The organism is Methanosphaera sp. DEW79 (genome assembly GCF_003266085.1).
GTDB lineage: Archaea > Methanobacteriota > Methanobacteria > Methanobacteriales > Methanobacteriaceae > Methanosphaera > Methanosphaera stadtmanae.
In genome coordinates, this window is the sequence record NZ_MUZW01000016.1 from 1 (window position 1) to 6,091 (window position 6,091).

6 protein-coding genes and 1 tRNA gene are annotated in these 6,091 nt (G+C 26.7%); 6 read left to right on the forward strand and 1 reads right to left on the reverse strand.

The genetic code is table 11. The annotated features are described in order from the left end of the window. On the reverse strand, nt 1-858 hold an 858-nt coding region (locus BZ132_RS01205; protein ID WP_286940202.1), incomplete at its 3' end, for a hypothetical protein. Between the two features lie 407 nt (nt 859-1,265). Between BZ132_RS01205 and BZ132_RS01210 the strand changes: the two genes are divergently transcribed. The 6 genes from BZ132_RS01210 to BZ132_RS01235 all read left to right on the forward strand — a co-directional run bounded on the left by BZ132_RS01210 (nt 1,266) and on the right by BZ132_RS01235 (nt 5,968). Further along, nucleotides 1,266-2,114: a methanogenesis marker 8 protein gene (locus tag BZ132_RS01210; RefSeq protein WP_112149310.1), complete on the forward strand. Its 849-nt coding sequence runs from the start codon at nt 1,266-1,268 to the stop codon at nt 2,112-2,114. A 47-nt stretch (nt 2,115-2,161) separates the two neighbouring features. Beyond that, a complete protein-coding gene (gene thiC / locus BZ132_RS01215; RefSeq protein ID WP_286940205.1) occupies nt 2,162-3,451 on the forward strand; it encodes a phosphomethylpyrimidine synthase in 1,290 nt (429 codons plus the stop codon). Nucleotides 3,452-3,696: 245 nt separating this feature from the next. Beyond that, nucleotides 3,697-3,867, forward strand: coding sequence for a preprotein translocase subunit Sec61beta (locus tag BZ132_RS01220; protein ID WP_011405845.1), 171 nt, complete (start codon nt 3,697-3,699; stop codon nt 3,865-3,867). 216 nt (nt 3,868-4,083) lie between these two features. Further along, nucleotides 4,084-4,192 (forward strand) — tRNA-Met (locus tag BZ132_RS01225). Nucleotides 4,193-4,396: 204 nt separating this feature from the next. Further along, the gene (locus tag BZ132_RS01230) at nt 4,397-5,131 is read left to right on the forward strand and encodes a HesA/MoeB/ThiF family protein (protein ID WP_112149312.1); all 735 of its coding nucleotides are present in this window, start codon (nt 4,397-4,399) and stop codon (nt 5,129-5,131) included. Between the two features lie 216 nt (nt 5,132-5,347). Then, on the forward strand, nt 5,348-5,968 hold the full coding sequence (locus tag BZ132_RS01235; protein WP_011405847.1) for a stage II sporulation protein M: 621 nt from the start codon (nt 5,348-5,350) through the stop codon (nt 5,966-5,968). Nucleotides 5,969-6,091 lie beyond the last annotated feature (123 nt).

Sequence of the window (6,091 nt, forward strand, 5' to 3'; positions counted from 1 at the left end):
TTGTTCTTTTTTAGTTTCTTTTTGTACTTTCTGTGAAACTTTTTTCTCTGTATCTTTTATTGTTTTTTGTACCTGTTTTCCAACATCTTCTTTTATTTTATCAGTTGTTTGTTTTAGTTTTTGTGTTTCTTCAGTAGCAACTTTCACCACATCATCTACTATTAATCCTTGTTCTCTTAACACTTGTGTAAATGATTTTCCTGCATCTTTTATAGTTTTTGCAGCATCTTGTGTAACTTTTTTAGCTACTTCTTTTGCTTTTGGTTGTTCTTTTTTAGCTTCTTTTTGTTGTTTTACTTTTTCTTGTGTTTTCTGTGCAGATTTTTTAGCTTCATCTTTTACTTTTGTTACTGTTTTTTTAGCTTGTTTAGTAACTTTTTCAACTGTTTTTTTAGCTTGTTTTGTTATTTTGTCTTGTGTTTTTTGTTCTTTTTTAGTTTCTGTTTTTTCTGAATCTTGTTTTAATTGTTCTGTTACTTTTTCTCTTGTTTTGTCAACTTCTTCTTTAAGTTTTTCTGTAGTTTCTTGTGCTTCTTGTTTTAATTTAGCTGCTTCTTCTTTAAGTTTCTTAGCTTCTTCTTTCTCCCGTTTTTCTTTGTTTTTTCTTATGATAATTTTTGATAATCCTGGAGTCACACGTCTTTTAAGTTCTATTCCGCCTTTTTGTATTAGTTTTATAGATTTTGGTGTATTATCTTTAGTTTCATCTTTTATAATTATTGGTATTTCATTATCCTGTGATTTAGGTTTTATTTGTGAATTATGAAGAACGTCTACTGATTTTGGATTTTGTTCTGATGCTTCTGGTACTTTTTTAACTTCTACTTCACTACTAAATTTAATTTTTTTATCACTCATACTAATTCCCTTCTAATATAAATTCCTTATATAAACTCAACACTATTGAAGAATGTAATGATTTTCATTTTTTTATGATTGTTAATATAATAATTATATATCTATTCTATTATAATGAATTTTTTCTTATAATAAAATAAATTCATCATTATTAATAATTATTTAAATCTTAAATATTATATTTATTCTAAAATTTTAAGAATATTATTTATATAATTCATGTTTATTTTAAAAAAATTAATATTAAACAGAATTTATTAATTAAATTATCCTATTAAAATCAAGTTTCTTTTCAAGGAATTATATTTCATACTAATCATATTAAAAAAAATTATTTTTATCTTATAAAACATAAATAAAAAATAATAATAATAAATAATTAATATTTATTTTATATGGTGATTTGTGTGGTTAGAGATAAACATGTAATAGAAGCATTAGGTAAGACAAGGGTTACAATAGAAAATGGTAAAGTTAGTAATGTGGAAAAACCACTTATTGAATATTGTCCTATCTTTGCTAAATATAGAAATATAGAAGAAATCACACCTGAATTAGTAAGAGAAAATATTCAATTTAGAATTGATGACTTTGGAATGTGTACAAAAAATAGACAAATAAAAATGTCTGATATGCTAAGTGTAGGAATATCAGAGATACTTAGAAGTAATCTTGAAGTTGGAAATATAGACTGTGTTGTAGGGGCATGTGAAGGGGTAGGAACATTGCTTATGACTGATGCAGATATAGTTCAAGGTGTAGGTGGAAGAGTATCAGGACTTGTAAGTACAACACCAATTCCAGAAGTAATGGAAAAAATAGGCATTGAAAATGTTCTAGATGCACAAACAGCTCAACTTAATCCTATAAAAGGTTTAGAAAAAGCAATAAATGAAGGTTATAAGAATATTGCTATTACAATATTACCTTCTCCTTTAATAAAAAAAATTAGAGAATATGATCTACCATCTGATGTTAATGTGTATCTATTTGTGGCACATACAACTGGTATTTCTATGGATGAGACAAAGGATGTATTTAAATATGCAGATATTGTAACTAGTTGTGCTTCAAAAAATATACGAGACTATGCAAGTAAGATAAAACCATACTACTATGGAAGTTCTGTTCCAATCTATGCTGTAAGTGATATGGGACGAAAATTTTTAGATACAAGACTAGAAAAGATTGGTAAATCATTAAGTACAAATAAATATCCACAGGAAAATAACAATATACCTAATCCATTAGTATAAAAAAAAAGATTTTGTTTATAAGAAAAAATTATAGAGGAGAGTATTAATTGACTCAATTAGAATATGCAAGAAAAGGAGAAATAACTCCTGAAATGGAATATGTAGCAAAAACTGAAAATATAGATGTTGAAAAATTAAGAAAAAATATAGCTTCTGGAAAAGTAGTTATACCAAAAAATGTGCATAATAATACTCTTCCAACTGGAATTGGTAAAGATTTACATACAAAAATTAATGCAAATATAGGATCATCTACAGAAATGGAAGATATTAATGTAGAGCTAGAAAAACTAGATATACTACTAAAATATGGTGCAGATGCTGTGATGGATTTAAGTACTGGACCAAAACTACATGAAATCAGAAAGGCAATAAGAGACAAAACAAACATACCTCTAGGAACAGTTCCAATATATGAAGCAGGAGTAGAAACAACTTCTCAAGATAAAATTATTGTAGATATGGATGATGATACTATCTTTAAAACAATAATAAATCAAGCAAAAGAAGGTGTTGACTTTATAACAGTACATTGTGGGATTACACAAGATGCAATAAAAGCAGTTGATGATTCAGAAAGATTAATGGGAATAGTAAGTAGGGGTGGAGCTCTAACAGCTGCATGGATCATGCATAATGAAAGAGAAAATCCATTATATGCAGAATATGATTATTTACTAGAAATATGTAAAGAACATGATGTAACACTCTCTCTAGGTGATGGTTTAAGACCAGGTTGTATTCATGATGCAACTGATATTGCACAGATAAGAGAATTAACAACACTAGGAAGACTTGTAAAACGTTCACAAAAAGATGGAGTACAAGTGATGGTTGAAGGACCAGGTCATGTTCCTATAACACAAGTAAAGGCAAATATGCAAATACAAAAAACCATATGTTCAGATGCACCATTCTATGTTTTAGGACCTTTAGTAACAGATGTTGCACCAGGTTATGATCATATTACAGCAGCAATAGGTGCAAGTATTGCAGGTGCAAGTGGGGCTGACTTTTTATGTTATGTTACACCTGCAGAACATCTGTGTATACCAAATAAGGAACATGTAAAACAGGGTGTTATAGCTTCAAAGATTGCTGCAGAAGTATCTGATATAGCCAAACAAATACCAAGTACAATGAAAAGAGAATATGATATGGCTGTTGCAAGGGATAACTTTGACTGGGAAAAACAATTTGAATTGGCAATTGATGGAGAAACTGCACGTAAGTATTATGAAAGTACATCTACATCTGATGAGGAGATGTGTAGTATGTGTGGAGATTTCTGTGCTATAAAAATGGTTAAAGATCATGAAAAAGCAAATAAGAATTAGGTATTAATCTTATTTTTGGAAGTTAAAGTAGTATATTTAAAAAATATACGTAATTATGTGTTAAATTGTATTTTATATGGATAATTATTAACTTCCATACTTCTTTTTTTATAAAAATCTTTCTTTTTAATAAATTTTTTTTGCAGTTTAATCAAAATTATTTAATATATCTTAAAATATAAATTAAAATAATAATCATTATAATAATTTTAACTAATTAACATTAAAAATTTGGAGGTAAAACTATGGCACGTAAAGACAAAAAAACCTTACCAGCTAGTGGAGCAGGTATAGTAAGATATTTCAATGATGATACAGCAGGAGTTAAATTATCACCTAAACAAGTAGTAATTGGAACAATTATTGTTGCATTAATATGTATTGCTCTAAGATTTACTACAAGTGTAGGTTACTAAAACCATCTATTTTTTCTTTATTGATTTTTTAAGGTTAAAACTTATTTTAGAATAAGTTCATTTACTTTTTATTCTTTTTGTTTTCTAATTTATTTAAATTAAATATGTATTTTCAATTTTAAAACTTGTTTTTTATTCTCTTTTTATATTCTTTTATTTACATATACCACAAAGTATTTATATTACTTTTGATATATACTAATAATAAGCAGCCACGCCGGGGTGGCTCAGCTGGTTAGAGCGCACGGCTCATAGGGTATTAAGCAGAGCTCTGACTTTCACCTGGGATACCGTGAGGTCGCGGGTTCGAATCCCGCCCCCGGCACTTATATTTAAAAATGAATATAAGTTAAAATAATTTCAATAAAATGTACATAGTACATTATATATCTTTTTTATTCTTTTTCAATGTATTTTAGTTTTTAATTATATTTTTTATATTAGAAAATATAACAATTGTTATATATTTTAAGTTTTTAATATAGTATATAATTAAATAAGATCATCTAGTAAAAAAAGGAGATTATCTATGACAGAATTATATAATCAAATGATTTCAAGACAAAAAGAAGTATTTACAGAAAGTCAACAGGAAAAAATTAGAAACACACCTGTTTTAGTAATAGGTTGTGGAGGACTTGGTGGAACAGTAATAGAACAGTTAGTAAGGGCAGGTTTTGAAAATTTAACAATTGTAGATCAAGATGTTTTTGATAAAACTAATTTAAATCGTCAAATAAGAAGTAATTTAGATACAATAGATAAATCTAAAGTAGAAACAGCAAAAAAGGAATCATTAAAAATAAATCCTAACTTAAATATTACAGGATATGATACTACTATTACTCCAGAAAACATATCTCAAATCTTTAAAGGAAATGATATTGTAATTGATGCTGTAGATAATGTATATACTAGGGTGATGATATCAAGGGAAGCAAGAAAACAAAATATGGCATTTATTCATTGTGCAGTAGAAACAACTGTGGGACAACTAACTATAATTACCAATGATACTCCATCATATGAGGAATTATTTAAATTAAAATCTAATGGAAAAACACTTGATAAATCAAAAGAATATCTACTAGGTATAAGTACTAAAAAACCACAAGTTCTAGGAACAACACCTGCAATATTTGGAGCATTAGAAGTTAATGAAACTATTAAATATATATTAGAAAGTAAGGATGCTCTTTTTGCACCAAAAGTATTGTTATGGGATATATTTGATATGACATCATTTAGGATAATTGATTTTTAAATGATACTAATGTATATTTACTTATTATTAAATATACTAAAACTTCACATAACTTTTTTTAACTACCTTTTTTTATACATATAAAAAGAAATATTATCTATTGTATTTTTTTTATTCTAGATTAGTTGTATTTTAGTAAATGTGATTATTATAGAATTTTTAATAAATAGGGTATTATAAATATTATATTAAATTTAATAAATATGGGAGATTTTAATGGTTATTTTTAAAAAATATATATCTAAGGATTATGCTCTTAATTATTGTAGATTAATTAAGCCATACTTCATATTATCTTTAATAATTTTTATAGTATCTATACTATCAGGTTACTTCTTTGCAGATTCATTAAATTCTATTTTTGTGGATGTTATTAAGAAGATGGTAGAATCCACAGCAGTTGAGGGAATTACTTTTAAGGGTATTTTTTTCAATAATGTGGAAGTTAATATTATCATGATGTTATGGGGATTTCTATTTTCAATCGTGTCAACGGGAATAATGATTTTTAATAGTTTACTAATTGGATATTTAGCATCCGTAATACCTTTGCATGTTTTTTTAGCATATGTTCTTCCTCATGGTATTTTAGAACTTCCAGCATTGATTTTATCTCTTGCAACATCATTCATGGTAACTCACATTGTTATTAGATGTATTAGGGGTATTTTAGCAAAAAACCATACATTTAAGGCAGAATTAATAACATCAAAAAATTTAATAGTGGCAGTTGGCGTATCTGTAATTTTGTGTGTTGTGTTACTGTTTTTTGCAGGAATTATAGAAACATATGTTACTAGTGCTTTAGCAGACTTTATTTTATCTTTATTTTCATAGGTAATCATGTTTTAAAAACAGATCTTCATTATTTTTTTTAAAGAATTTTTTATTTTTTAATTTTTTTTTCATGGATTTTTTGCTTTTTTTCTTTTCAATTTTCGTGGCTTTCCAGTTGCTGGG

Coding starts and splice junctions, on each gene's coding strand:
- BZ132_RS01220 (WP_011405845.1), top strand. CDS start 3,697: ATGGCACGTAAAGACAAAAAAACCTTACCAGCTAGTGGAGCAGGTATA.
- BZ132_RS01230 (WP_112149312.1), top strand. CDS start 4,397: ATGACAGAATTATATAATCAAATGATTTCAAGACAAAAAGAAGTATTT.
- BZ132_RS01235 (WP_011405847.1), top strand. CDS start 5,348: ATGGTTATTTTTAAAAAATATATATCTAAGGATTATGCTCTTAATTAT.